Source organism: Streptomyces sp. NPDC056169 (assembly GCF_042268445.1).
Classification (GTDB): domain Bacteria; phylum Actinomycetota; class Actinomycetes; order Streptomycetales; family Streptomycetaceae; genus Streptomyces.
The window spans coordinates 148,134-172,013 of sequence record NZ_JBHJUO010000005.1 but is presented as its reverse complement, the minus strand read 5'-3'; the positions used below and the strand labels follow the sequence as shown (position 1 = coordinate 172,013).

Here is a 23,880-nt window from a genome sequence, read left to right as displayed (position 1 = left end):
GGCACCTAACCGAGGGCCGCCACCGCGCCCAGGCCACCCACGAGGAGGGCCGAGAGGCGGGCCACCCACTCCCCGTCGACCGGCTCGGCGCTCACCAGGGCGCGGTGGACGACCGCGCCCGCGATGACGTCGAAGATCAGGTCGTCCGTGGCGTCCACGGCGACCGGATCGCGGTCGGCGGGGAGTTCGCCGCGCTGCTGGGCCCGTCGGCGGCCCGCCAGGACGAGCCGCTTCTGGCGGTCGACGATCGAGGCGCGGATGCGCTCGCGCAGCGGTGCGTCGCGGGTCGACTCGGCCACCACCGCCATCAGGGCCGTCTTGGTCTCCGGGCGTTCGAGGAGCGCCGCGAACTGGATCACGACGTGCTCGATGTCGGCCTGGAGGGAACCCAGGTCGGGCAGTTCGAGTTCATCGAAGAGGACGGCGACGGCGTCCACCACGAGCTCGTTCTTGTTGGCCCAGCGGCGGTAGAGGGTCGTCTTCGCAACCCCGGCGCGGCCGGCGACGTCCCCCATCGTGAGCTTGGACCAGCCGAGGTCGACCAGGGCGGCGCGGGTCGCCTCCAGGATGGCCGCGTCGGCCTCGGTGGAGCGAGGGCGACCGGTACGGCTGTTGCGGGGGGTACTGCTGCACATGGGGATCGACCATACCCGCCGGTAGGTACGGCGCCAGAGGTGCGCGATGTGAGGCAGTTCACCGAGCGGATCGCTCCCGCGCCCTCCCCGCCGATCCTCCCGGAGAGTTACGCTACGACCTGTAGCGAAAGGCTTTGAGCGGCCCGAGCGACAACCAACTGCCGGGTGGGGATCCGGCAAGCACCGGGTGGGGACCCGGTGCGGATCGAAGACGAAGAACCGTGTTGCCCACGCGTCTCGCACACCGGCGGGAGACGTACGGGCGGCACGGTTCAGCCATGACTTACCGGTTACACGCGCGGAAGGGGGAGGATGTACGCATGCAGCCCCGAAACATGTCCATGAGCGGCGTCGTCGACCTTGCCGCGGTGAAGGCGGCCGGAGAGGCCAAGGCCAAGGCGGAGCAGGTCCGCGCCGAGGCCGCCCGGCAGGGTGGTTCCGCCGCGGTGCCCCCCTCCGCCCTGGTGATCGACGTCGACGAGGCCGGCTTCGAGCGCGATGTCATCCAGCGCTCCGCCGAGGTCCCGGTCGTCCTCGACTTCTGGGCCGAGTGGTGCGAGCCGTGCAAGCAGCTCGGCCCCCTCCTGGAGCGGCTGGCCGTCGAGTACAACGGCCGCTTCCTGCTCGCGAAGATCGACGTCGACGCCAACCAGATGCTGATGCAGCAGTTCGGCATCCAGGGAATTCCGGCCGTTTTCGCGGTGGTCGCCGGTCAGGCGCTGCCGCTCTTCCAGGGCGCGGTGCCCGAGGCCCAGATCCGGGAGACCCTCGACCAGCTGATCCAGGTCGGCGAGGAGCGCTTCGGTCTCACGGGCATCGCCGTGGACGTGGACGCGGACGCCGAGGGATCGGCCGCCCCCGCCGCGCGCCCCGCCGGCCCGTACGACGCCCTCCTCGAAGCGGCCATGTCCGCGCTCGACGCGGGTGACCTGGCCGGCGCCGTCCAGGCGTACAAGAACGTGCTCGCCGACGACCCGGCCCACCCGGAGGCCAAGCTGGGCCTGGCCCAGGCCGAGCTCCTCACCCGGGTCCAGGACCTCGACCCCGCCGCCGTCCGCAAGAACGCGGCGGACAACCAGGCCGACGTCGCCGCGCAGATCGCCGCCGCCGACCTCGACCTGGTGGGCGGTCACGTGGAGGACGCCTTCGGGCGCCTCGTGGAGACCGTGCGCCGCACGTTCGGCGAGGACAGGGACGCGGCGCGGCTGCGGCTCCTGGAGCTCTTCGAGGTGATCGGCGTCGACGACCCGCGGGTGACGACGGCCCGCCAGGCGCTCGCCCGGGTCCTTTTCTGAGACGCCTTCCGGGACGTCTTCCCAGGCGCCTTCCGAGGCGTTCCTGACCCGCCGGATCGTCCGACGATTTGGCGACACAGCGACAAACAGCGGCCGCGCTTTACCAAAACTTGGTAATCGCGGCCGCTGTTACTTGCAGTAAATCAAACCGAGGATTCTGTCCGCATTCATACGGCTATCTGCTGATATTGGGCATCACTCGACCGCACCCTGCGTGCCCGTTCGGCGTCACCCCGCCATGCCCCGGTTATCCACCCGTTACTAGCGAGTAACGAACCCCCTTGTGCGACGGCCCGGAATCGACCACGATCGGCGACGCTCGGTCCGAACCGCACACCCCGGCAACCAACCGGGACACGGCAAGGGTCCCCACCGGGCGGTCGGTGCCCCAGGCGCCGGCCATGGACAGGGGGGTTCCCGCTCGCACCGAACGGGGCCTGTCCAATCCGGTCACGCGCAAAGCGTGGCTCATGGTTGTCGCTCGGGGGTGATCGCCGGTGATTCGGACGCGCATCGCGCCGCCTGATGCCTCGGTGCTCCCCTTCCCGAGGACGTAGCTCTTCTCCCATCCCGGGACGGGCCCCCCGGCCCTTCCGGCGATGTACGTCCGAGAAGGAGGAATTCTCATGAAGTCCCAGGTTCGTGGCGGCACCAGATGGAAGCGGTTCGCCGTCGTCATGGTCCCGAGCGTGGCCGCGACGGCTGCGATCGGTGTCGGCCTGGCCCAGGGCGCGCTGGCCGCGTCCTTCAGCATCTCCGGCCAGGAGTTCAAGGTTAAGGCCGACAGCCTTGTCGGCAAGGACTTCGTCCAGTACGGCAGCGTCGACGGCGGCAAGGACCTGGAGGGCAAGCCCTTCGCCGAGCCCGTCGCCGTCTCGGGCTTCTCCGAGGCCTGGATCACCAACATGTGCCAGTCGGTGGTCACGCCGAAGGTGCCGTTCATCGGTGACTCCGTCACGCTCCGGCTCGAGGCCGGAACGGAGCCGAACAAGCCGGTCTACGCGAAGGGCATCTACCTCGATGTCTCCGAGCTGAAGGCCGATGCCGAGTTCGGCAAGATGGACCTCGGCATCGCGGCCGGTGCGCTCAACACCGGGCCCGACGGCAAGCCCGTCGACGGCAAGCCGGGCATCCAGCCGAACACGCAGGCCAACCCCTTCGGCTTCGGTCAGCGTGCCCAGGACGCGACGCTCAACAACGTCAGGCAGAAGGCGTGGGCCACGACGGCCGCCACCTTCAAGCTCCCCAACCTGAGCCTGTCCCTGCACCGGGGCACGTCGGAGGAGTGCTACAAGGGCTGATTCGGTCCGGCGGGTGCGGGCCGTCCCGTACGGCCCCGCCCGCTCCGGCCTCAGCACCACCTTCTTCACCTTCTCAGCAACACCGCTTCCAGGGAGCTGTATCCATGAGCGCCGAGATCCCCGCCTCCCGTGAAGTCCCCAAGGACAACCGGTTCAAGGTCTGGCGGCAGACCCGGCCCTTCTGGGCGGGAATCTTCACCATGATCGGCGGAGTGCCGATCGCCTACCTGCCGTACGGGGACATGCGGCTCGGCAACGCCACGCTCGCCATGCAGACGACCGCCGGGGCCGGTGCGCTGATCATCGGTGTCCTGCTCATCACGCTCGGCTTCACGATGTGGTTCCAGCCCATCGTCCGGGTGTTCGCGGGCGTCGCGACGATCATCCTGGCGCTCGTCTCCATCCCGGTGTCGAACTTCGGCGGCCTCGTCATCGGGTTCCTGTTCTCCCTCATCGGCGGCGGCATGTCCGTCGCGTGGGCGCCCGCGCCCCCGGTCGAGGAGAGCGCCGACGACGCAGAGCACGACGGCCGGCCGGAGGCCTCCGAAGAGGCCGGAGCAGAACTCGAGACCGCGGTCGTGCCGGCGGCCGACATCCCGCAGCAGTACGAGGCGGAGCACCAGGCGACCGAAACGACGATCGACGCCAACGGCGGGAGGAACAGTGCGGGGTGACGAGACTCAGTCGGCGCTCGCGAAGGAGGGCCCGCGGCACGCGGCCCCGCGCAAGTCGCTGCTGAACAGGATCCAGGGCCCTGCGGGCAAGGCCATGGCGCTGGCCGCCATGCCGACCGCGGTGCTCGTGGGCATGGGCCTCACGCCCAAGCTCGCCCTCGCCGACGACAAGGACATCCCCTTCGCACCGGGACCTTGCGTGACCCGCTCGGACGAGCCGACTCCGGAGGAGACGGCGACGCCCACGGCCAAGCCCACGGAGAGCGCGAAGCCGACGGCGACCCCCTCGGCGACCTCGACCGCGTCCGCGAGCCCGAGCTCCACGGCGACGACCGGCCCGACGGCCACGGCCACCGCCTCGGCGAGCGCCACCGCTACCCCGACCCCGACGCCGACCGCGACGGAGACCGGGCAGGCGACCACGCAGCAGAACAGGGAGCCGGCGCCGACCGCGACCCCCTCGGCCACGGCCACCCCGACCCCCACCCCCACGAAGTCGACGAACCCGCTCGACCCGCTGGGCGTGGGCGACGCGCTCAAGGACCTCTTCGACGGCCCGGACCCGAAGCCGACGGCCACCACGGCCGCGCCCACGACGGCGGCTCCGACGACGACGGCCCCGGTCCAGAAGCCCGCGACCGCCGACGATCCGACCGCGCCCGCGGACGAGCCGACCGCGACGGCTTCGGCCACCGCCACCGCGCCCGCCGAGCCGAAGCCGAAGGCGACCGTCGACCCGGCCGCCGACGCGACCAAGAAGGCGATCGAGGAGGCGGCCGACAAGGCCGGTGCCACGGTCAAGGAGCTCCCGAAGAGCGCCCAGGGCCTCGACCCCAAGAAGGACGAGTCCATACCCGACGGCGCCAAGCCCCGCTTCCCGTGCCCCGAGCTCGACGCCGAGGCACTCGCCGCGGCCGACCTGGAGCCGGGCATCCCGCTGCTCCCGGACGAGCCGTGGCGGCTGGAGAGCACGCTCCTCACCCTCAAGGGCCTCAAGTACCACGGCATCGTCGAGGTGAAGACCGGCAGCGGCAAGATCAAGAAGGTCCTGAAGTTCACCGCGACCGGCATCGACATCAAGGACCTTCACCAGCTGACGGTCCACTCCGAGGGCTTCACCGGCCACGTCCGCTCCGACAAGGGCTCGACGTCGACCATCACCGACGGCACGGTGACCATGTACACCGAGGAGCTGAAGGGCAACCTCTTCGGCCTCATCCCGATCACCTTCGGTCCGGAGTCCCCGCCCCCGCTGGACGTCCCCTTCGCCTTCTTCACCCAGGTGAAGCTCAAGCAGGCGGGCCAGTTCGGCGGCACCCTCAAGGTCCAGGGCCTCCACAACACGATCGAGCCCAGCTGATCCCCGTACGCGTACGCGCATACGGCTGTGGGCCGCATCCCTTCTCCAGGGGTGCGGCCCACAGCCGTGTACGGATCAGGCGGGACGTCAGGCGTGCTCGCCGCCGCCGAGGTGGTGGACGCGGACCATGTTCGTCGTGCCCGGGACGCCGGGGGGCGAGCCGGCCGTGATGACCATGGTGTCGCCCTCGCTGTAGCGCTGGAGCTTCAGGAGCTCGGCGTCCACGAGGTCGACCATCGCGTCCGTGGTCTCCACGAACGGGACGAGGAAGGACTCGACGCCCCAGCTCAGGGTGAGCTGGTTGCGGGTGTTCTCGTCCGTCGTGAACGCGAGGATCGGCTGCTGCACCCGGTAGCGGGAGAGACGGCGGGCCGTGTCGCCGGACTGGGTGAAGGCGATCAGCGCCTTGCCGCCCAGGAAGTCGGCGATCTCGCAGGCCGCGCGGGCGACGGAGCCGCCCTGGGTGCGCGGCTTCTTGCCCGGGACCAGGGGCTGGAGGCCCTTGGAGAGCAGCTCCTGCTCGGCCGCGGTGACGATCTTCGACATCGTCTTGACGGTCTCGATCGGGTACGCGCCGACCGAGGACTCGGCCGACAGCATGACCGCGTCCGCCCCGTCCAGGATCGCGTTGGCGACGTCGCTCGCCTCGGCGCGGGTCGGACGGGAGTTGGTGATCATCGACTCCATCATCTGGGTCGCGACGATGACCGGCTTGGCGTTGCGGCGGCACATCTCGACGAGACGCTTCTGCACCATCGGGACCCGCTCCAGCGGGTACTCGACGGCGAGGTCGCCACGGGCCACCATGACCGCGTCGAAGGCCGCGACGACGGCCTCCATGTTCTCGACGGCCTGCGGCTTCTCGACCTTGGCGATGACGGGGACCCGGCGGCCCTCCTCGTCCATGACCTTGTGGACGTCCTTGACGTCGTCGGCGTCGCGGACGAAGGAGAGGGCGACCATGTCGCAGCCCATGCGGAGGGCGAAGCGGAGGTCGTCGACGTCCTTCTCCGACAGGGCGGGGACGTTGACGGCCGCGCCGGGCAGGTTGATGCCCTTGTGGTCGGAGATGACACCGCCCTCGATGACCACGGTCTTGACCCGGGGGCCGTCGATCTCGACGACCCGCAGCTCGACGTTGCCGTCGTTGATGAGGACCTGGTCGCCCTTGGAGACGTCGCCGGGCAGACCCTTGTAGGTGGTGCCGCAGATGGACTTGTCGCCGGGGACGTCGTCGGTGGTGATGGTGAACTCGTCACCGCGCACCAGCTCGACCGGGCCCTCGGCGAAGGTCTCGAGGCGGATCTTGGGGCCCTGGAGGTCGGCGAGGACGCCGACGGCGTGCCCGGTGTCCGCGGAGACCTGCCGGACGCGGTCGTACCGCTCCTGGTGTTCTGCCTGGGATCCGTGGCTGAAGTTGAATCGGGCCACGTTCATGCCGGCCTCGATGAGAGCCTTCAGCTGCTCATACGAGTCGACGGCGGGGCCCAGCGTACAGACGATTTTGGAACGGCGCATGAGGCGGATCCTATCGGTTTGTTTCACTGCGGAATATTCCGACTGGCGGAAAGTACAAATGGGCGCGGGCCCGCTCAAGCGTTCACTCGTTCGAGCTCGCCGAGCTCTGAACGAGCGCGAAACTCTGCCGTGCGATCTCCAGTTCCTCGTCCGTCGGCACCACGGCCACCGCCACCCGCGCGTAGTCCGGAGAGATCAGCCGCGCCTCGTCGGAACGGACGGAGTTGAGGTCCGCGTCCACGGCGAGACCCAGCTCCTCCAGGCCCGCGATCGCAGCCTCCCGCACCGGGGCGGCGTTCTCGCCGACCCCCGCCGTGAACACCACCGCGTCCACCCGGCCGAGCACCGCGTAGTACGCGCCGATGTACTTCTTCAGACGGTGGACGTAGATCTCGAAGGCGAGCGTCGCCGCCGGGTCCCCCTCGTCCACGCGCCGGCGGATCTCCCGCATGTCGTTGTCGCCGCAGAGCCCGACCAGGCCGGACTTCTTGTTGAGGAGGACGTCGATCTCGTCGGCCGACATGCCCGCCACCCGCTTGAGGTGGAAGGTGACCGCCGGGTCGATGTCGCCCGAGCGGGTGCCCATGACCAGGCCTTCGAGGGGCGTCAGACCCATCGAGGTGTCCACGCACCGGCCGCCCCGCACCGCCGAGGCGGAGGCGCCGTTGCCCAGGTGCAGCACGATCACGTTCACCTCCTCGGGCGCCCGGCCGAGCAGCTTCGCCGTCTCGCGCGAGACGTACGCGTGCGAGGTGCCGTGGAAGCCGTACCGCCGGATGCGGTGCGCGTCCGCCGTCGCCACGTCGATCGCGTACCGCGCCGCGGACTCCGGCATCGTCGTGTGGAAGGCCGTGTCGAAGACCGCCACCTGCGGCAGGTCCGGGCGCAGCGACATCGCCGTACGGATGCCGGTGAGGTTCGCCGGGTTGTGCAGCGGCGCCACCGGCACCAGCCGCTCGATCTCCGCGAGCACCTCGTCGTCGACGACCGTCGGAGCGCTGAACCGCAGCCCGCCGTGCACCACCCGGTGGCCGATCGCGGCCAGCTCGGGGGAGTCCAGACCGAGGCCGTCCGCCGCCAGTTCCTCGGCGACCGCCTTCAGCGCCGCCGCGTGGTCGGCGATCGGGCCGTTCTTCTCGCGCCTCTCCCCGCCGCCGCCCTGGAGCGGGGTGTGCACCAGACGGGAGGTCTCCTCGCCGATCCGCTCCACCAGGCCGGCCGCGAGCCGACTGCCGTCCGCCATGTCGAGCAGCTGGTACTTGACGGAGGACGAACCGGAGTTGAGGACGAGGACGCGGGTGGGGGTGCCGGTCATGCGGGGAGCTCCTGACCCTGGGAGGGGACCTGGGACTGGATCGCCGTGATGGCGACCGTGTTGACGATGTCGCTGACGAGCGCGCCGCGTGAGAGGTCGTTCACGGGCTTGCGCAGACCCTGGAGCACCGGGCCGACGGCCACGGCGCCGGCCGAACGCTGCACGGCCTTGTAGGTGTTGTTGCCGGTGTTGAGGTCCGGGAAGATCAGCACGGTCGCCTGCCCGGCCACCTCCGAGCCCGGCAGCTTCGTGGCGGCGACGGACGGCTCCACCGCCGCGTCGTACTGGATCGGGCCCTCGATCCGCAGCTCCGGATGCGCCTCGCGGACCAGCTTCGTCGCCTCGCGCACCTTGTCGACGTCCGCGCCGGAGCCCGACGTCCCGGTCGAGTACGAGAGCATCGCGATCCGCGGCTCCACGCCGAAGCGCGCCGCCGTGGCCGCCGACTGGGCGGCGATGTCCGCGAGCTGCTCGGCGTTCGGGTCGGGGTTGACCGCGCAGTCGCCGTACACGAGCACCTTGTCGGCGAGGCACATGAAGAAGACCGAGGAGACGATCGACGCCTCCGGCTTCGTCTTGATGATCTCGAAGGCCGGGCGGATCGTCGCGGCCGTGGAGTGCACGGAGCCGGAGACCATGCCGTCGGCCAGGCCCTCCTGCACCATCAGGGTGCCGAAGTAGTTCACGTCCGCGACGACGTCGTACGCGAGCTCGACGGTGACGCCCTTGTGGGCGCGGAGCGCCGCGTACTTCTCGGCGAACGCGTCGCGCAGCTCCGAGGTCTGCGGGTCGATCAGCTGCGTGTCACCGAGGTCCACGCTCAGTTCGGCGGCCTTCTTGCGGATGACCTCGACGTCGCCGAGCAGCGTCAGGTCGCACACGTCGCGGCGGATCAGCACGTCGGCGGCGCGCAGCACGCGCTCCTCGGCGCCCTCGGGGAGCACCACCCGGCGCCGGTCGGTGCGCGCCTGTTCGAGGAGCTCGTGCTCGAACATCATCGGGGTGACCCGGCCGCTGCGGGCGACCGAGACCCGCTTCAGGAGGTCGGAGGTGTCCACGTGCCGCTCGAAGAGGCCGAGGGCGGTCTCCGCCTTGCGCGGGGTGGCGGCGTTCAGCTTCCCTTCCAGGGAGAAGAGTTCGGCCGCGGTGGGGAAGCTGTTGTCGGCTACGGAGATGACCGGGGTGCCGGGCGCGAGCCGGGCCGCCAGGGTCAGGATCTCCTCGCCGGGCCGCTCGTCGAGGGTGAGCAGCATGCCGGCGATGGGCGGGGTTCCGGCCGAGTGCGCGGCGAGCACGCCGACGACCACGTCGGCCCGGTCCCCGGGGGTGACGACGAGACAGCCGGGGGTCAGCGCCTTGAGGACGTTCGGCAGCATCGCGCCGCCGAAGACGAAGTCGAGGGCGTCCCGCGCGAGGCCCTGGTCGTCGCCGAGGACCACGGAGGCGCCGAGCGCCTGGGTGATCTGGGAGACGGTGGGCGCGGCGAGCGCCGGCTCGTCCGGCAGGACGTAACAGGGCACGGGCAGCCGGGCGGAGAGACGCTCGGCGATGACCTCCCGGTCCTCGGCCGCCACCCGGTTGACGATCATCGCGAGCACGTCGCAGCCGAGCCCGTCGTACGCGCGGAAGGCGTTGCGGGCCTCGGCCCGTACGGACTCCGAGGGCTGGCCCTTGCCGCCGACCACCGGGATGACGGAGGCGCCGAACTCGTTGGCGAGGCGGGCGTTGAGCGCGAGCTCGTCGGGGAGCTGCGTGGCGGCGAAGTCGGTGCCGAGGACGAGGACGACCTCGTAGTCGCGCGCGACGGCGTGGAACCGGTCGACGAGCTGCGAGACCAGTTCGTCCGTGCCCCGCTCGGCCTGGAGGTCCGAGGCCTCGTGGTAGTCCATGCCGTAGACCGTCGAGGGGTCCTGCGAGAGCCGGTAGCGGGCCCGCAGCAGGTCGAAGAGGCGGTCGGGGCCGTCGTGCACCAGCGGCCGGAACACCCCCACCCGGTCCACCTGGCGGGTGAGGAGCTCCATGACTCCCAGCTCGACGACCTGGCGGCCGTCACCGCGGTCGATCCCGGTCACGTACACGCTGCGCGTCACGCCGTGGTCTCCTGTCCAGTCCTGCGGATCGGGGCGGTCCTGGGGAACGGGCCGGGTGGATGCCTCGCGGCACCCTCGCGGCCCGTGCGTCGATCGCCCGCTCGTGCGTCGATTGCTCGTGCCTCGCTCGCTCGTGCGTCAACCGGCGGCCCTCGGAAAGCCCCTATAGGGCGGCATTACCCCCTTGACAATACCCCCGCCAGTGGTTACGTCGCCCGCCGGACGAAGGGCCCGGAACCCCGGGACGAAAGGCCTCCGCGGGAGCCCGACGGGGCCCCGGGAGGGACGCGCGGAGCGGCGACGAGCGTCCCCGTCAGGCCGGGCGTGTGAGAATTGCCGTGGCTCATCTGGACCGCGACCGAGCAGGAGACACAGCACGATGCGCATCGGAGTTCTCACCGCAGGCGGCGACTGCCCCGGCCTGAACGCAGTGATCCGGTCGGTCGTGCACCGGGCGCTGACCGGCCACGACGACGAAGTCATCGGCTTCGAGGACGGGTTCAAGGGCCTCCTCGACGGCCACTACCGCCCCCTCGACCTCAACAACGTCAGCGGCATCCTCGCCCGCGGCGGCACGATCCTCGGCTCCGCGCGCCTGGAGCGCAACCGGCTGGCCGAGGCCGCCGAGTCGGCCCCCGACCTGGCCCGGCAGTACGGCATCGACGTCCTCATCCCGATCGGCGGCGAGGGCACCCTGACCGCCGCCCAGATGCTCTCCGACGCGGGCATGCCCGTCGTCGGCGTCCCGAAGACGATCGACAACGACATCTCCTCCACGGACCGCACCTTCGGCTTCGACACCGCCGTCGGCGTCGCCACCGAGGCCATGGACCGGCTGAAGACCACCGCCGAGTCCCACCAGCGCGTGATGGTCGTCGAGGTGATGGGCCGCCACGCCGGCTGGATCGCGCTGGAGTCCGGCATGGCCGGCGGCGCGCACGGCATCTGCCTCCCCGAGCGCCCCTTCCAGGTCGACGACCTCGTCAAGATGGTCGAGGAGCGCTTCGCGCGCGGCAAGAAGTTCGCGGTCATCTGCGTCGCCGAGGGCGCGCATCCGGCCGAGGGCTCGATGGAGTACAAGAAGGGCGAGATCGACCAGTTCGGTCACGAGCGCTTCCAGGGCATCGGCAACCAGCTCGCCGTCGAGCTGGAGCGGCGCCTCGGCAAGGAGGCCCGCCCGGTCATCCTCGGCCACGTCCAGCGCGGCGGCACGCCGACCGCGTACGACCGGGTGCTCGCCACCCGCTTCGGCTGGCACGCGGTGGAGGCGGCGCACCGCGGCGAGTTCGGCCGGATGACGGCGCTGCGCGGCACGGACATCGAGATGGTGCCGCTCGCCGAGGCCGTGACGCAGCTCAAGACGGTTCCCGGGGACCGGATCCGCGAGGCCGAGTCCGTCTTCTGACCGTGCCCTGACCGGTCTTCCGGCCGTGCTCTGACCGGCCTGCTGGCCACGCCCTGACCGGTCTGCTGGCCACGCCCTGGCCGGTCTTCTGGCCGTGCCTGACCGGTCTTCCGAAGGTCCTTCCGGTCGGGACCTCCGTCCCGACCTGTCCCGGATCCTCTCCGGGACCCGGACACGCCCGAGTGGCCCCGACCCTCCCCCCGTGGAGGGTCGGGGCCACTCGTCGTGACCGGCATCACCACCGGAATTGCCGGGTTCCACTCTTGAGCCGGAGCGTGAGATCAACAAGGCTTGAGGCTTGTCCCGGACATGTCCCAACCCTGTCCGGCGGAAGGGGGAGGCGCGGATGATGCCGGGGGAGAAGGCACCCGACCCGCGGGAGACACGGAACGCCGCGGAGTTCGTCGCGTGCCTCCAGGCGCTCAAGGAATGGTCCGGCCTGACCTACCGCGAGCTCTCGGCCCGGGCCGAGGCGCGCGGCGACGTCCTGCCCCGGTCCACCGTCGCCAACATGCTGGCCCGCGCCACCGTCCCCCGCGAGGAGCTCCTGCTCTCGTTCGTCCGCGCGTGCGGGGTGGGTCCGGGTGGCCTTGAGGAGTGGCAGGCGGTACGGAAGGGGCTCGCGGTACGGGGGGTGTACGAGCCCGAGGGCGAGGGCGAGGGCGCTGATGAGGCCGAGGGCGCGGGCGAGGACGCTGGTGAGGGCGCGGGCGAAGGCCCGGTCGGGGGAGCCGACCCTGGCGACGGCCCGCACGCGGAGACCGACCCCGTGCCGGCCGTCGGGCCCGCGGTCGTCTGGCCCGGGGAGCCGGTGGAGCCGCAGGACGGCGCCCCCGCGGCCCGGCGGCCGGGGCCCCGGTCCCGGATACGCCGCGCCCTCGTCGCGACGGTCGCGCTGGCCGGTCTCGTACTCGCCGGGTTCAGCGTCGTCGCCGTCCTGCGGGACGGGCACGGCGCCCACCCGCCCCGTACCCTCACCGCGCCCGCCGCCGGGGACGTCCGCATCCGGGTGATCGGCGCGGACCTGTGCCTCGGCGAGCGGCGCGGCTCCCGCACCGGGCAGATCCACCAGGTGCCGTGCGCCGACGCGAAGGCGCCGCTGTACTCGCTGACGGAGCGCGGCGGGGGCCGGTGGAGGATCGTTTCGGACCACCCGGACTACGGCCCCGGCTGCTCCGGCATACCCTCCGGCGGCCGGATACCCGACGCCGCGTACGAGGACTCCGAGTGCGGAGACCCGAGCCGGGTCGAGGAGTTCGTCCTGGAGCCGTACGGCGCCCCCGTCGAGGGCTACCGGATCGTTCCGGCGGACTCCGCGACGCCCGGCAGCTGCGTCACCGTCGTCGGCGACCGCTCGGCGGACTGGGCGCGACTGGCCCAGGCCCCCTGCGCGCCGGACGCGGCCGGTCAGCTCTTCAGCTTCGACCGCCGGAGTTAGGCCGGGTCGACCAGCCGGGTCCTGAGCGCCGTCACCACCGCCGGGTCGAGCCCGACGTGGCCGGTGACGTACCCGTACACCGAGCCGTACCGCTCGCGCAGGTCCGCGAGGAACAGCCGAAGGATCTCGGCCGGCGCCCTGCCGTAGCCCGGCCAGCGGAGCTCACGGCCCGGGTGCGACGCCTGCCAGTCGGCGATCAGCCGCTCCGTGGCCAGCTCGGTGAGCGCGAAGTCCGCGAGGATCTCCTCGTCGGGGACGTCGAGGAGCGCGAGGACGAGGGCCGCGATCAGCCCCGTGCGGTCCTTGCCGGAGGCGCAGTGGAAGACGAGCGGTCCGTCGGCCGCGGCGATGACCTCCAGGGCCGTACGGATCTCTTCCGCGCCGTCCTCGGCGACCTCGGCGAACCGGTCGGCGAGGTAGCGCCACGGGTCGAGGTCCGGGTCGATCTCCGCCTGGTCGTACGGCCGGTGCTCGATGGACAGGTTGTGCCAGGCGACCTCCTCGGTCTCCGGCAGGCGGCCCTTGGCGTCGATCTCCCACGGGTAGCGCAGGTCGATCACGGTGGCCACGCGCAGCGCGCGGAAGCGGGCGAGGTCGTCGGTGCCGGCTCCCGCGAGCTTGGCCAGGGAGTCGGAGCGGTAGAGGGTCTCCCACCGCACGGTCCCGCCGTCGGCGGTCCGATAGCCGCCCAGGTCACGGAAGTTGTGGAGTCGTTCGAAGGGTATGTGTCGAATCACGGTCGCCAATGTACGGCCTCCCCTGTACGGCCTCCCCCAGGCCGATGGTCGGACGTCCGCCGGTCCGGCCGCTACAGACCCACCGCCGCCCAGAAGTGATCGGTGATCCCCTCCAGGTACGCGCGCCCCTCGTCGCCCGTCGCCCCCGAGGCGCCCCAGCTGCTGGTCGCCGCCATCCGCGCGTGGTACTCCGAGTGCAGCCGCTGGAGGGCCGACTCCACGGTCCGCTTGGGCAGCGGCACCATCTTCACGGCCGGTTTCACGTAGGCCTGCCAGCGGGTGGTGGCCGCGTCGCGCAGCACCTCGGCGAGGCTCTCGTCGCCGCCGGTGGCGGTGATCAGCGCGCGCGGGCCGAGGCCGAGGACCTCCGCGAGGGTGGCCGTCTGGCGTTCGGTGCCGCGCCAGCGGCCTTCGTCCTCCATCTGCTGGTACGCGTGGGCCGCGACACCGATCCGGCGGGCCAGCTCCTCCGCGGAGAGTGCGCGGGCCAGCCGGTGCTCGCGCAGGGTCGTCGCGGCGGCGATGAGTTCGGAAGGGTCGCACCAGAGGACGCCCGCGAGGGCGGTGAGTTCCTGCTCGGTCGGAAGGAGGCGGCCGCGTTCCCAGGCGGCGACGGTATCGGGGGTGACGAACAAGCCGTACTGGGCGCGGAGGCCGTACGCGACATGTCCCGGGGCCATGCCGAGTCCTTCGCGCAGACGGCGCGCGGCCAGGGCGTTGAAGGGGGGAGAGGGTTGGTGCACCCGGCCACGGTAGGTGCGGACCGTGACGGCTGGCTACGGTGCGTTCCCCCAACGTGCGACGTCGTAGGAACATGGGAACCGATCGGTAACCGCCGGCCGAGCCGCGGAACGGAAACCGCAGGTCAGGCCCCGCACATCAGCCCCCGAACCTTAGTGGCCGCGAGCCCGGCCGTCGAGCCAGCGGTACTGGAGCTCGGGGCGCCCGATCTGCCCGTACTGCGGGGCGCGCACGGCCCGGCCCTCGGTCACGAGGTGCTCCAGATAGCGGCGGGCGGTGATCCGGGAGATCCCGACCGCCGCGCCGGCCTCGGCGGCGGTGACCCCGGCCGGGGTGTCCCGGAGGGTACGGGTGACGGCCTCCAGGGTCGGGGCGCTGAGCCCCTTCGGCAGCGTGGCGGGGTGCGGGGCCCGGAGCGTGGCGAGCGCCCGGTCCACCTCGTCCTGCCCGGATGCCTCCCCGGCGGACGCCCGGAACTCCGCGTACCGCGCGAGCCGGTCCCGGAGCGTGGCGAAGGCGAAGGGCTTCAGGACGTACTGGACGACGCCGAGGGACACGCCCTCGCGGACGACCGCCAGGTCGCGGGCGGAGGTCACGGCGATCACGTCGGCGGAGTGCCCGGCGGCGCGGAGCGCGCGCAGCAGCTGGAGGCCGTGGCCGTCGGGCAGGTAGAGGTCGAGCAGGATCAGATCGACCGGCGTCCGGTCGAGCAGCCGCACGGCGGCGGCCCGGGAGTGGGCGACCCCGACGACGGTGAAGCCCTCGACCCGCCCGGCGTACAGCGCGTGGGCGTCGGCGGCGACGGGGTCGTCCTCGACGACGAGGACACGGAGGGGGTGCGTGCTCACGGGGTCACCTCGGATCCGGTGGGAGTGGTGCCGGGCGCCGCCGGACGACCCGGCGCGGGGGCGGCACCCGCCGCCCCGGGCCCGCCGTCCCGCGGCAGCGGCAGTCGTACGGTGAACTCCGCGCCGCCCTCCGGCGCGTCCGCCAGCTCCAGGGTGCCGGCGGCGCGGGAGACCGCCTGGCCCACCAGGGCCAGGCCGAGGCCGCGGCCCGGCCCCCGGGTCGACCAGCCGCGGCCCAGGACCGCGTCCCGGTCGGCCGGGCGGACGCCGGGGCCGCTGTCCCCGACCCGCAGCAGCAGCTCGCCGTCGCCCGCCCGGGCCGCGACCGTGACCCTCACCCGCGCGTGCGGGGTCCCGCCCACCGCCTCCACGGCGTTGTCGATGAGGTTGCCCAGGATCGTGACCAGGTCACGGGAGGGCAGGGCCGCCGGCACCCGGCCGTCGTCGATCCGGCTGTCCTCGGTCAGCACCAGCTCCACGCCCCGCTCGTTGGCCTGCGCCGCCTTGCCGAGCAGCAGCGCCGCGAGGACCGGTTCGCCGACCGCGTCGACGACCCGGTCGGTGAGCGCCTGCGCGAGCTCCAGCTCCGCCGTCGCGAACTCCACCGCCTCGGCCACCCGGCCCAGTTCGATGAGCGAGACGACGGTGTGCAGCCGGTTCGCCGCCTCGTGGGCCTGCGAGCGCAGCGCCTCGGTGAACCCGCGCTCGGAGTCCAACTCCCCGGCCAGCGACTGGAGTTCCGTACGGTCCCGGAGCGTGACGACCGTGCCGCGCCGCTCCCCGCCCACCACCGGGCGGGTGCTGACCACGAGCACCCGGTCGGCCGTCAGATGGGTCTCGTCCACCCGCGGCTCGGAGGAGAGCAGCGCTCCCGTCAGCGGTGCGGGCAGGCCGAGTTCGGCGGCCGGGCGGCCGACGACCCCTTCGTCCAGGCCGAGCAACTCCCGTGCCCCGTCGTTGATGAGGGCGATCCGCCGCCGCCCGTCGAGCATCACGAGCCCTTCGCGCACGGCGTGCAGCGCGGCCTCGTGGTAGTCGTGCATCCGGCTCAGCTCCGCCGCGTTCATGCCGTGCGTGTGGCGGCGCAGCCGGGCGTTGACGACGTACGTCCCCGCGCCGCCGAGCGCGAGCGCCGCGCCCGCCATGAAGAGCAGGGCGGTGACCTGCTCCCGCATCTGCTCGCTGATCCTCTCGATCGTGATGCCCGCGCTGACGAGGGCGACGATCCGGCCGTCGTCGTAGACGGGCGCCACGGTCCGTACGGAGGGGCCGAGGATCCCCAGGTGCGTCTCGGAGAAGGTCCGTCCCCGCAGGGCCTCCTCGATGTGACCGAGGTACGTCCGGCCGATCTGGGCCGGCTCCGGATGCGTCCAGCGGGTCCCGTCGGGAGCCATGATCACCACGAAGGCGACGTCCGCGTGCCGGCGCAGCGCCTCCGTGTACGGCTGGAGCGCCGCCGACGGGTCGGCCGAGCGGGCCGCGGCGACCACGGAGGGGGAGTCGGCGACGGCCGCGGCGGTCGCCGTCGACTGGCGGCGCGCGGTCTCCTCGGCCTGGGCCCGGTCCGTGACGTACGCGAAGACCGCGCAGCCCGCCACGACGACGGCCACGAGCACGACCTGCATCGCGAAGAGCTGACCGGCCAGGCTGCGGGGGCGGGTACGGGGGAAACGCATGCGGGTAAGTGTGCACGGCGGAATTTGCGCCAAGGCATTGCGTTCCCGAATCGTTCTCTTCCGCTCGTTCGCTTCCGCCCGTCCTCTTCCGCCTCTTCCGCGGGCCCCGGGCAGGCGGCCCGTCGACCCCCGCCGGACGTTTCGGTCGTGAACGAAACGTACGCAACCGTGACCCCGGTCACAGGCTGATGGATAGTCGCGGAGTCCACCGGGACGTGGACACCCATCAGCGCGAGGAGGACCCCGTGGCCGCACGACGGGACCGTACCCACTATCTGTATCTGGCCGTCATCGGCGCCGTACTGCTCGGCATCGCGGTCGGCTTCCTGGCGCCGGGCGTCGCCGTCGAGCTCAAGCCCCTGGGCACCGGCTTCGTCAATCTGATCAAGATGATGATCTCGCCGATCATCTTCTGCACGATCGTGCTCGGCGTCGGATCGGTCCGGAAGGCCGCGAAGGTCGGCGCCGTCGGCGGACTCGCCCTCGGCTACTTCCTCGTGATGTCGACCGTCGCACTCGCGATCGGCCTGCTCGTCGGCAACCTCCTGGAGCCCGGTTCCGGCCTCCACCTCACCAAGGAGATCGCCGAGGCCGGCGCCAAGCAGGCCGAGGGCGCGAGCGAGTCCACGCCGGACTTCCTGCTCGGGATCATCCCCACCACCCTCGTTTCCGCCTTCACCGAGGGCGAGGTCCTCCAGACGCTCCTCGTCGCCCTGCTCGCGGGCTTCGCGCTCCAGGCGATGGGCGCCGCGGGGGAGCCGGTGCTGCGCGGGATCGGCCACATCCAGCGGCTCGTCTTCCGCATCCTCGCCATGATCATGTGGGTCGCCCCGATCGGCGCGTTCGGCGCGATCGCCGCCGTCGTCGGCGCGACCGGCGTCGACGCCCTGAAGTCCCTCGCCGTCATCATGATCGGCTTCTATCTGACCTGCGGACTCTTCGTCTTCGTCGTGCTCGGCACGATCCTGCGCCTGGTCGCCGGGATCAACATCTGGACGCTGCTGAGGTACCTGGGCCGCGAGTTCCTGCTGATCCTCTCCACCTCCTCCTCGGAGTCCGCGCTGCCGCGGCTCATCGCGAAGATGGAGCACCTGGGCGTCAGCAAGCCGGTCGTCGGCATCACCGTCCCGACGGGCTACTCCTTCAACCTCGACGGCACCGCGATCTACCTCACGATGGCCTCGCTCTTCGTCGCCGAGGCGATGGGCGACCCGCTCTCGCTCGGCGAGCAGGTCTCGCTCCTCGTCTTCATGATCATCGCCTCGAAGGGCGCGGCGGGCGTCACCGGCGCCGGCCTCGCGACCCTCGCGGGCGGCCTCCAGTCCCACCGGCCCGAACTGGTCGACGGGGTGGGCCTGATCGTCGGCATCGACCGCTTCATGAGCGAGGCCCGCGCCCTCACCAACTTCGCGGGCAACGCCGTCGCGACCGTCCTCGTCGGCACCTGGACGAAGGAGATCGACAAGGCGAGGGTGGCGGAGGTCCTCGCCGGGCACATTCCCTTCGACGAGAAGACCCTCGTCGACGACCACGCCCCCGCTCCGGTCCCCGACCAGCGGACCGAGGAGGGCGAGGAGAAGGCCCGCGCGGGCGTCTGACGAGCCCCGGGTCCCGGGCCTTGAGCCGGATCCGGGCCCCGGGAGAAGGACGGTACCGGCCGCCGCCGCGGCCGGTACCGTCCTTCTCGTGCTGTCGGTCCCGGGACCGGCCTTCTCGTGCGCTCGGTCCTTCTCGTGCGCTCGGTCCCGGGACCGTCCTCCTCGTGGCCCCGGACCCGCTACTGCTGGATCGGGTGTCCGTCCGTGCCGCAGACGTAGCCCGCGTTGACGCAGTCGGCGACCCGGCGCCTCAGCTCGCCCTCGTCCCAGGCGTTGAAGAAGTCGCCGTGGAAGGTGTAGCCGGGTGCGTCGATCACGTTGGTCCCGTTCCGGGTGCCCGCCAGGCTCAGTCCTCCGCCGTTCACCGGCCAGGTGATCAGCAGTTCCAGGCGCGGCACCGGGACGGGGTGACTGGCCGGGCAGGTCGGCCCCGCCGCGTACGCCATGTGGTCGCGGTGGTTGGGGCTGTCCAGGTTCTTCCCGTCCCAACAGGTCGGGAAGTCCAGGTAGTTCTCCAGTTTGGTGCCCGGCGGGCAGTTCAGGAAGTCCCGCCCGGACTCGGTCCGGCCCACGCAGGACCAGCGCGCGGCCGGGTTCTGCTCGGGTCCGGTGGCCAGGGCGTTGCCGACGACGTAGCGCAGTCCGCGCGGGTGCGCGACGGCGCGGGTGGGGTCGGTGATGCCCTGGTAGTAGACGGTGACGCGCTCGGGGGCGACGGGCACGCCGTTCTGGTAGAGGGTCGGGGTCCAGTAGGAGGAGAGGTCCGTCTGCGGGCTGCAGTTGGTGGTCCCGGCCGCCAGCGACTGGAGCGTCGAGGAGGCGTTCGCCGTCCTGTTCCCGTAGAACTCGTGGATGTGCGAGCGGCCCGCCTGCCCGGGGAAGACGATCGGGTCGTCGCCCCGGCGGTGGCTGGAGAAGCAGTCCGCGCGGAACTCCGAGCCGCGGACGGGTGCCGCGGCCTGGGCGACGATCGCCGCCTGCTGGGCCTTCGTGTACGTGTACTGGTGGGCCGCGTGGCCCGAGGAGCGGTCCGAGGTGTGGTCAGGCCGGGCGGTCGTGCAGCCGGCGGTGGCCAGGACCAGGACGGCGCCCGCGCCCGCGAGCAGCCTGCGGATCAGATTCATCCCGTCGCCCCCGCTCAGCCGAAGGGGATGCGGACGACGGACTGGTTGCCGATGCCGAGCGTGCTCGGCCCGTTCCCGATGGCGTTCCACACCTCGACACGGACCTTGCCGTTCACCAGGTTGCCGTGGCTGCCGGTGGCGGACCGGAGACCGCGCGCCTGGGTGTAGTGCTCGTAGCCCGGTACGGGATCGGTCGCGAAGTACTGGTACGTCTCCGTCCGTTCCCAGCTCCCGTCGCCGGTGCGGTCGTAACTGACCCGAACCTGCTGCCCGTTGGCGACGGCCGTGCCGGCGTCCACGAACAGGTCGAACTGGGTCGCGCCGCCGTTGTACGTCCGGGTGACCGGCCCCGAGGTGAAGACCTGGGGGTCGGCCGGGGTCCCGTCGTGGTTGGCGCCGCCCGCCGAGGCGAGCGCGACCGTCGAAGCCGTGGTCGCGTCCCCGGCACCGCCGCCCGCGCGCAGGTACAGCTGCGCGGAGCCGGACGGCGGGGGAGTGGTCGGCGGCGTCGTGGGCGGAGTGGTCGGCGGGGTCGTGGGCGGGGTGGTCGGCGGCGTCGTCGAGCCGCCGCCCTTCGTCCACACCGCCACGTAGTCGACCACCATCGGCCGCCCGGGAACGGTCGCGGCGGTCGGGGTCTTCCCCGCGAGCGCGTCCGGGAACGCCCCGCCCATCGCCACGTTGAGCAGCAGGAAGTACCCGGCGTGGCCGGTCATGTCGGCCCAGGTCTGCGCGCCGACCCTGGCCTCGTTCACGCTGTGGAAGAGCTGGTCGTCCACGTACCAGCGCAGCTCGTTCGGGGAGGTCGAGCGGTCCCACTCGAAGCGGTACGTGTGGAAGGCCGACTGGCAGCTCGCGCCGGGGCAGGCGCGGCTGGAGCCGATGCCCGTCGTCTCGCCGCAGGGGCCGCCCGGGTTGACGCCGCAGTGCAGCACGCCCCAGACGGAGTTGAGGCCGTTGACGTTCTCCATGATGTCGAACTCGCCGATGGCGGGCCAGTTCCAGTAGTTGCCCCGGTACGGCGAGCCGAGCGCCCAGAACGCGGGCCAGTAGCCGAGGGCCGCGTCACCCGTGACGTTCGGCATCTGGATGCGGCCCTCGATGCGCAGGGTGCCGCCCGCGGGGGCCTTGAAGTCGGCGCGCCGGGACTCGATCCGGCCGGAGGTCCAGTTTCCGGCGCCGTCGCGGAGCGGGGTGATCCGCAGGTTGCCGGTGCCGTCGAGGCGCAGGTTGTCGGGGCTCGCGGTGTAGTTCTGGATCTCTCCGGTGCCCCAGTTGCCGGGCCCGCCGGGGTAGGCGTGGCCGGTGTCGATCTGCCAGTCGGCGCCGTTCGGCAGGGCGCGGTCGGGGCCGTTGAAGTCGTCGCTCCACTGGAGCGACCAGCCGGGGGCGGGCGGGACGGCGCCGTTGGCGCTGCCCGCTCCGCCCAGGCCGAGAAGGGCGCCGGCGGCGAGGGCGCCGGCGAGGAGCGAGGCGAGCAGAGGGGTGCGGGATGTGCGTCTGGCGCGGCTCGGGGAACGCAAGGGGAACACCTCCGGGGGGACGGTACGCGGGGTGTGCACAGGATCTGAGAGCGCTCTCAGAGCGCTCTCAGGAAGCTTTTGTAGTTGGAGACACCGGCCCCGTCAATGGGTCCGGTGCCTTCGGTTACTGAACGACCAGTCGGGACAACTCCTCGGGAGAGATCATGAGTTCGGCCGCCGCCGCCGAGTCCCGTACCGTCTCCGGACGGCTCGCCCCCGGGATCGGCAGCACCGTCTCCGACCGGCTGAGCAGCCACGCGAGCGCCACCCGCTGCGGACTGACCCCCCGCTCCCGCGCCACCCGGTGGAACCCTCCGAACTCCGGGTCCTCCTCCAGGGCGGACGTCCCGTCGAGCGAGCTGCGCGAGATCCCGCCCAGCGGACTCCAGGGCATGAACGCGATCCCGAGCTCCGCGCAGAGCCGCAGCTCCGCCTCGCTCTCCCGGACCGCAGGCGAGTAGCGGTTCTGTACGGAGACCAGCCGGTCGCCCAGGATCTCGCGGGCCAGCAGGATCCGCTCCCCGTCCACGTTCGAGATCCCGGCCAGCCGGACCGTACCGGCGTCGAGCAACTCCCGTATCGCGCCCAGTGATTCGGCGTACGGGACGGCCGGGTCCGGCTTGTGCAGCTGGTACAGGCCGATCGGCGTCCCGCCGAGCCGCCGGGCCGAGTCCTCCGCCGCCTGCCGCAGGTGCGCGGGCCGCCCGTCCACGGTCCAGCCGCCGTCCGCAGTCCGGCCGCGCCCGCCCTTCGTCGCCACGAGGACGCCGTCCGTGCGACCTCCGTACGAGGCCAGGGCCCGCGCCACGAGCAGCTCGCCCTCGCCGGGCGCACCGCCCGGCGGGTGGTAGGAGTCGGCGGTGTCGAGGAGCGTCACGCCCGCGTCCAGGGCCGCGTGCACGGTCGCCACGGCCCGGGCCTCGTCGGGGCGGCCCTCGATCGAGAGCGGCATCGTGCCGAAGCCGACCGCCCCGACCCGTACGTCCCCCAGCGTTCTCGTACGCATCAGGCCGTCGCCCCGATGCCTGTCGCCTCGGTGCCTGTCGCCCCGATGTCCGTCGCCCCGATGTCCGTCGCCCCGGAGTCCCTCGCGCCGACCGTCTCGGACACCGCGAGCGAAAGCCACTCGGCCGAATGCCGGAAGGAATAACCGAGAGCGAGAGCACGGGAGTTGTCCATCCCGTACGCGCGGGCGAACGAGAACGGCGATACCTCGCCGACCTCCACCTCCCGGAACACCGTCCGGCCGCCCACCTGCCTCTCGATCTCCGCGCAGATGTCGGCCGTGGTGAGCGGACCGTGGGAATGCGCGTTGACCGGGCCGGTGAATTCCGCCTCGACCGCCCAGGCGAGGAACGCGGCGATCTCCTCCACGTACACATAGGTCGCCGGACGGTTCACCACGGGGACGGCGATCGGTTCGCCGGCCCGGATGCGCCGCGCGTAGTGGTCGAGCCGGCCCGTGAAGTCGTCCGCGCCGCCCAGCACGTGGGCGACCCGCACCGACGTCCAGGCGAACGGCGACCCGGCCGCGAACACCGCCTCCGCCTGCCGCTTCCCCTCCCCGTAGTGCGCCTCGCGGAACTCCGGGTCCTCCCAGGCCAGGCCCGTGTCGACGGTCACCGCCGCCAGGTCGAGGGCGGACTCGGCGACGGGCACGCCCGCGGCGGAGTCCTCGTACTCGTACACCTCCACCGTCGACGTCATCACATAGCGCCGGGTGCGCTCCCGGAACACCCGCCGGGCGATCTCCGCCTGGCGCGGGGTGTAGCAGACCTGGTCCACGACGACATCGAAGGAACGGCCCGCCAGAACGGATTCCAGGGCGGCCTCGTCGTCGCGGTCCGCCACGAGCTGTTCCATTCCCTCGGGGGCGGCGGAAGAGCCCCGATTGAGCACGGTGATCCGGTGTCCGGATTCCCTCAGCAGGGCGATGAGCCGCTTTCCGAAATAGCGGTTCCCGCCGATGACCAGAATGTCCATCATTCCCAACTCCCTTGTGTCGCACGACAAGTGTTACGTTGTGCGCTCGCCGTCTGAAGGGGTATTCATGGGATTTCCGGCCGCCGCACCGAAGGAACCTCGGCCTTCGCGCCCCGCCGCCGACGATTCCTCGGCAGCCGCTTTCGACGCCATCGACCGGCAGATCCTGGACCTGCTGCAGACCGACGGCCGGATCAAGCTCAGCGAGCTCGGGCGCCGCGTCCGGCTCAGTCCCGCGGCCGTCACCGAACGGGTCCGCCGCCTGGAGGCGAGCGGGGCGGTCACCGGCTACGGCGCCCATGTCTCCCCGGCCCGGCTCGGCTACGGCATCCAGGCCTTCATCCGGGTGAATCCGCACGGCGGCTACACCCTGAAGCACCCGCGGACCCTGGAACTGACCGCGCGCCCCGAGGTCCTGGAGGTCCACCACGTGGTGGGCGAGGACTGCTGGATCCTCAAGGTCGCCGTCACCGACACCGTCCACCTGGAAGACGTCCTGGAACAGACCTCGGCGCTCGGCCGGACCACGACCTCGGTCGTCCTGTCCTCGCCGGTGGAGCGGAAGCCGCTGCTGCCGCCCGGCGGGCAGCGCGCTTGACAGCCCCGCGGCCGCGCGGCT

General features: G+C 71.9%; 20 protein-coding genes. 8 read left to right on the top strand and 12 right to left on the bottom strand.

Annotation, left to right across the window (positions count from 1 at the left end; translation table 11 throughout):
* Positions 1-5: 5 nt before the first annotated feature.
* A complete protein-coding gene (locus tag ACFC0G_RS09725; protein WP_376399912.1) occupies positions 6-635 on the bottom strand; it encodes a TetR/AcrR family transcriptional regulator in 630 nt (209 codons plus the stop codon).
* Positions 636-955: 320 nt separating this feature from the next.
* On the opposite strand from ACFC0G_RS09725, the gene ACFC0G_RS09720 reads away from it, so the two are divergent.
* The 4 genes from ACFC0G_RS09720 (at position 956) to ACFC0G_RS09705 (ending at position 5,265) form a co-directional block, all read left to right on the top strand.
* Entirely contained in the window at positions 956-1,930 is a 975-nt protein-coding gene (locus ACFC0G_RS09720) for a tetratricopeptide repeat protein (protein ID WP_376399909.1), read from the top strand.
* 626 nt (positions 1,931-2,556) lie between these two features.
* Entirely contained in the window at positions 2,557-3,231 is a 675-nt protein-coding gene (locus ACFC0G_RS09715) for a DUF6230 family protein (RefSeq protein WP_376399906.1), read from the top strand.
* 104 nt (positions 3,232-3,335) lie between these two features.
* On the top strand, positions 3,336-3,905 hold the full coding sequence (locus ACFC0G_RS09710; RefSeq protein ID WP_376399904.1) for a DUF6114 domain-containing protein: 570 nt from the start codon (positions 3,336-3,338) through the stop codon (positions 3,903-3,905).
* On the top strand, positions 3,895-5,265 hold the full coding sequence (locus tag ACFC0G_RS09705) for a hypothetical protein (protein WP_376399901.1): 1,371 nt from the start codon (positions 3,895-3,897) through the stop codon (positions 5,263-5,265). The genes ACFC0G_RS09710 and ACFC0G_RS09705 overlap by 11 nt, the downstream gene beginning before the upstream one ends.
* Positions 5,266-5,352: 87 nt before the next feature.
* Here ACFC0G_RS09705 and pyk read toward each other — a convergent pair whose 3' ends face one another.
* The 3 genes from pyk to pta all read right to left on the bottom strand — a co-directional run bounded on the left by pyk (position 5,353) and on the right by pta (position 10,188).
* Positions 5,353-6,783 carry a pyruvate kinase gene (gene pyk / locus ACFC0G_RS09700; RefSeq protein ID WP_376399898.1) on the bottom strand — a complete coding sequence of 477 codons (1,431 nt, stop codon included), beginning with the start codon at positions 6,781-6,783 and terminating at the stop codon, positions 5,353-5,355.
* 82 nt (positions 6,784-6,865) lie between these two features.
* Positions 6,866-8,098: an acetate kinase gene (locus ACFC0G_RS09695; RefSeq protein ID WP_376399895.1), complete on the bottom strand. Its 1,233-nt coding sequence runs from the start codon at positions 8,096-8,098 to the stop codon at positions 6,866-6,868.
* Complete coding sequence (gene pta / locus ACFC0G_RS09690; protein WP_376399892.1) at positions 8,095-10,188, bottom strand: phosphate acetyltransferase; 2,094 nt, start codon at positions 10,186-10,188, stop codon at positions 8,095-8,097. Before pta ends, ACFC0G_RS09695 begins: the two co-directional genes overlap by 4 nt.
* Before the next feature lie 379 nt (positions 10,189-10,567).
* Between pta and ACFC0G_RS09685 the strand changes: the two genes are divergently transcribed.
* Together ACFC0G_RS09685 and ACFC0G_RS09680 are read left to right on the top strand one after the other, a co-directional pair.
* Complete coding sequence (locus ACFC0G_RS09685) at positions 10,568-11,593, top strand: ATP-dependent 6-phosphofructokinase (RefSeq protein WP_376399889.1); 1,026 nt, start codon at positions 10,568-10,570, stop codon at positions 11,591-11,593.
* 346 nt (positions 11,594-11,939) lie between these two features.
* Positions 11,940-13,031: a helix-turn-helix domain-containing protein gene (locus tag ACFC0G_RS09680; protein ID WP_376399886.1), complete on the top strand. Its 1,092-nt coding sequence runs from the start codon at positions 11,940-11,942 to the stop codon at positions 13,029-13,031.
* Here ACFC0G_RS09680 and ACFC0G_RS09675 read toward each other — a convergent pair.
* The 4 genes from ACFC0G_RS09675 to ACFC0G_RS09660 all read right to left on the bottom strand — a co-directional run bounded on the left by ACFC0G_RS09675 (position 13,028) and on the right by ACFC0G_RS09660 (position 17,033).
* A complete protein-coding gene (locus ACFC0G_RS09675; RefSeq protein WP_376399882.1) occupies positions 13,028-13,768 on the bottom strand; it encodes a tyrosine-protein phosphatase in 741 nt (246 codons plus the stop codon). The two genes, ACFC0G_RS09680 and ACFC0G_RS09675, sit on opposite strands and share 4 nt — an antisense overlap.
* A 71-nt stretch (positions 13,769-13,839) precedes the next feature.
* On the bottom strand, positions 13,840-14,448 hold the full coding sequence (locus ACFC0G_RS09670) for a helix-turn-helix transcriptional regulator (protein WP_376400493.1): 609 nt from the start codon (positions 14,446-14,448) through the stop codon (positions 13,840-13,842).
* Between the two features lie 213 nt (positions 14,449-14,661).
* Positions 14,662-15,357, bottom strand: coding sequence for a response regulator (locus ACFC0G_RS09665; protein ID WP_376399879.1), 696 nt, complete (start codon positions 15,355-15,357; stop codon positions 14,662-14,664).
* Complete coding sequence (locus ACFC0G_RS09660; protein WP_376399876.1) at positions 15,354-17,033, bottom strand: ATP-binding protein; 1,680 nt, start codon at positions 17,031-17,033, stop codon at positions 15,354-15,356. Before ACFC0G_RS09660 ends, ACFC0G_RS09665 begins: the two co-directional genes overlap by 4 nt.
* 188 nt (positions 17,034-17,221) lie before the next feature.
* Between ACFC0G_RS09660 and ACFC0G_RS09655 the strand changes: the two genes are divergently transcribed.
* Positions 17,222-18,631, top strand: a complete 1,410-nt coding sequence (locus tag ACFC0G_RS09655; protein WP_376399873.1) for a cation:dicarboxylate symporter family transporter — start codon at positions 17,222-17,224, stop codon at positions 18,629-18,631.
* Positions 18,632-18,810: 179 nt separating this feature from the next.
* Here the strand turns inward: ACFC0G_RS09655 and ACFC0G_RS09650 are convergent, their stop codons facing one another.
* From ACFC0G_RS09650 to ACFC0G_RS09635, 4 genes are all read right to left on the bottom strand, one after another.
* Positions 18,811-19,755 (bottom strand): DUF1996 domain-containing protein, encoded by a 945-nt coding sequence (locus tag ACFC0G_RS09650; RefSeq protein WP_376399870.1) that lies wholly within the window; start codon positions 19,753-19,755, stop codon positions 18,811-18,813.
* 14 nt (positions 19,756-19,769) lie between these two features.
* Entirely contained in the window at positions 19,770-21,278 is a 1,509-nt protein-coding gene (locus ACFC0G_RS09645) for a glycoside hydrolase family 16 protein (RefSeq protein WP_376399867.1), read from the bottom strand.
* Positions 21,279-21,402: 124 nt separating this feature from the next.
* On the bottom strand, positions 21,403-22,284 hold the full coding sequence (locus ACFC0G_RS09640; protein ID WP_376399864.1) for an aldo/keto reductase: 882 nt from the start codon (positions 22,282-22,284) through the stop codon (positions 21,403-21,405).
* Positions 22,284-23,261, bottom strand: coding sequence for an NAD-dependent epimerase/dehydratase family protein (locus ACFC0G_RS09635; protein ID WP_376400490.1), 978 nt, complete (start codon positions 23,259-23,261; stop codon positions 22,284-22,286). Before ACFC0G_RS09635 ends, ACFC0G_RS09640 begins: the two co-directional genes overlap by 1 nt.
* A gap of 67 nt (positions 23,262-23,328) precedes the next feature.
* On the opposite strand from ACFC0G_RS09635, the gene ACFC0G_RS09630 reads away from it, so the two are divergent.
* The gene (locus ACFC0G_RS09630) at positions 23,329-23,859 is read left to right on the top strand and encodes an Lrp/AsnC family transcriptional regulator (protein WP_376399861.1); all 531 of its coding nucleotides are present in this window, start codon (positions 23,329-23,331) and stop codon (positions 23,857-23,859) included.
* The last annotated feature ends 21 nt before the right edge of the window (positions 23,860-23,880 follow it).

What these genes read in the sequence shown, in the direction of transcription:
- ACFC0G_RS09725 (WP_376399912.1), bottom strand. Translation starts at nt 635, where the DNA reads ATGTGCAGCAGTACCCCCCGCAACAGCCGTACCGGTCGCCCTCGCTCC.
- ACFC0G_RS09720 (WP_376399909.1), top strand. Translation starts at nt 956, where the DNA reads ATGCAGCCCCGAAACATGTCCATGAGCGGCGTCGTCGACCTTGCCGCG.
- ACFC0G_RS09715 (WP_376399906.1), top strand. Translation starts at nt 2,557, where the DNA reads ATGAAGTCCCAGGTTCGTGGCGGCACCAGATGGAAGCGGTTCGCCGTC.
- ACFC0G_RS09710 (WP_376399904.1), top strand. Translation starts at nt 3,336, where the DNA reads ATGAGCGCCGAGATCCCCGCCTCCCGTGAAGTCCCCAAGGACAACCGG.
- pyk (WP_376399898.1), bottom strand. Translation starts at nt 6,783, where the DNA reads ATGCGCCGTTCCAAAATCGTCTGTACGCTGGGCCCCGCCGTCGACTCG.
- ACFC0G_RS09695 (WP_376399895.1), bottom strand. Translation starts at nt 8,098, where the DNA reads ATGACCGGCACCCCCACCCGCGTCCTCGTCCTCAACTCCGGTTCGTCC.
- ACFC0G_RS09685 (WP_376399889.1), top strand. Translation starts at nt 10,568, where the DNA reads ATGCGCATCGGAGTTCTCACCGCAGGCGGCGACTGCCCCGGCCTGAAC.
- ACFC0G_RS09680 (WP_376399886.1), top strand. Translation starts at nt 11,940, where the DNA reads ATGATGCCGGGGGAGAAGGCACCCGACCCGCGGGAGACACGGAACGCC.
- ACFC0G_RS09670 (WP_376400493.1), bottom strand. Translation starts at nt 14,448, where the DNA reads ATGGCCCCGGGACATGTCGCGTACGGCCTCCGCGCCCAGTACGGCTTG.
- ACFC0G_RS09660 (WP_376399876.1), bottom strand. Translation starts at nt 17,033, where the DNA reads ATGCGTTTCCCCCGTACCCGCCCCCGCAGCCTGGCCGGTCAGCTCTTC.
- ACFC0G_RS09655 (WP_376399873.1), top strand. Translation starts at nt 17,222, where the DNA reads ATGGATAGTCGCGGAGTCCACCGGGACGTGGACACCCATCAGCGCGAG.
- ACFC0G_RS09650 (WP_376399870.1), bottom strand. Translation starts at nt 19,755, where the DNA reads ATGAATCTGATCCGCAGGCTGCTCGCGGGCGCGGGCGCCGTCCTGGTC.
- ACFC0G_RS09640 (WP_376399864.1), bottom strand. Translation starts at nt 22,284, where the DNA reads ATGCGTACGAGAACGCTGGGGGACGTACGGGTCGGGGCGGTCGGCTTC.
- ACFC0G_RS09635 (WP_376400490.1), bottom strand. Translation starts at nt 23,261, where the DNA reads ATGGACATTCTGGTCATCGGCGGGAACCGCTATTTCGGAAAGCGGCTC.
- ACFC0G_RS09630 (WP_376399861.1), top strand. Translation starts at nt 23,329, where the DNA reads ATGGGATTTCCGGCCGCCGCACCGAAGGAACCTCGGCCTTCGCGCCCC.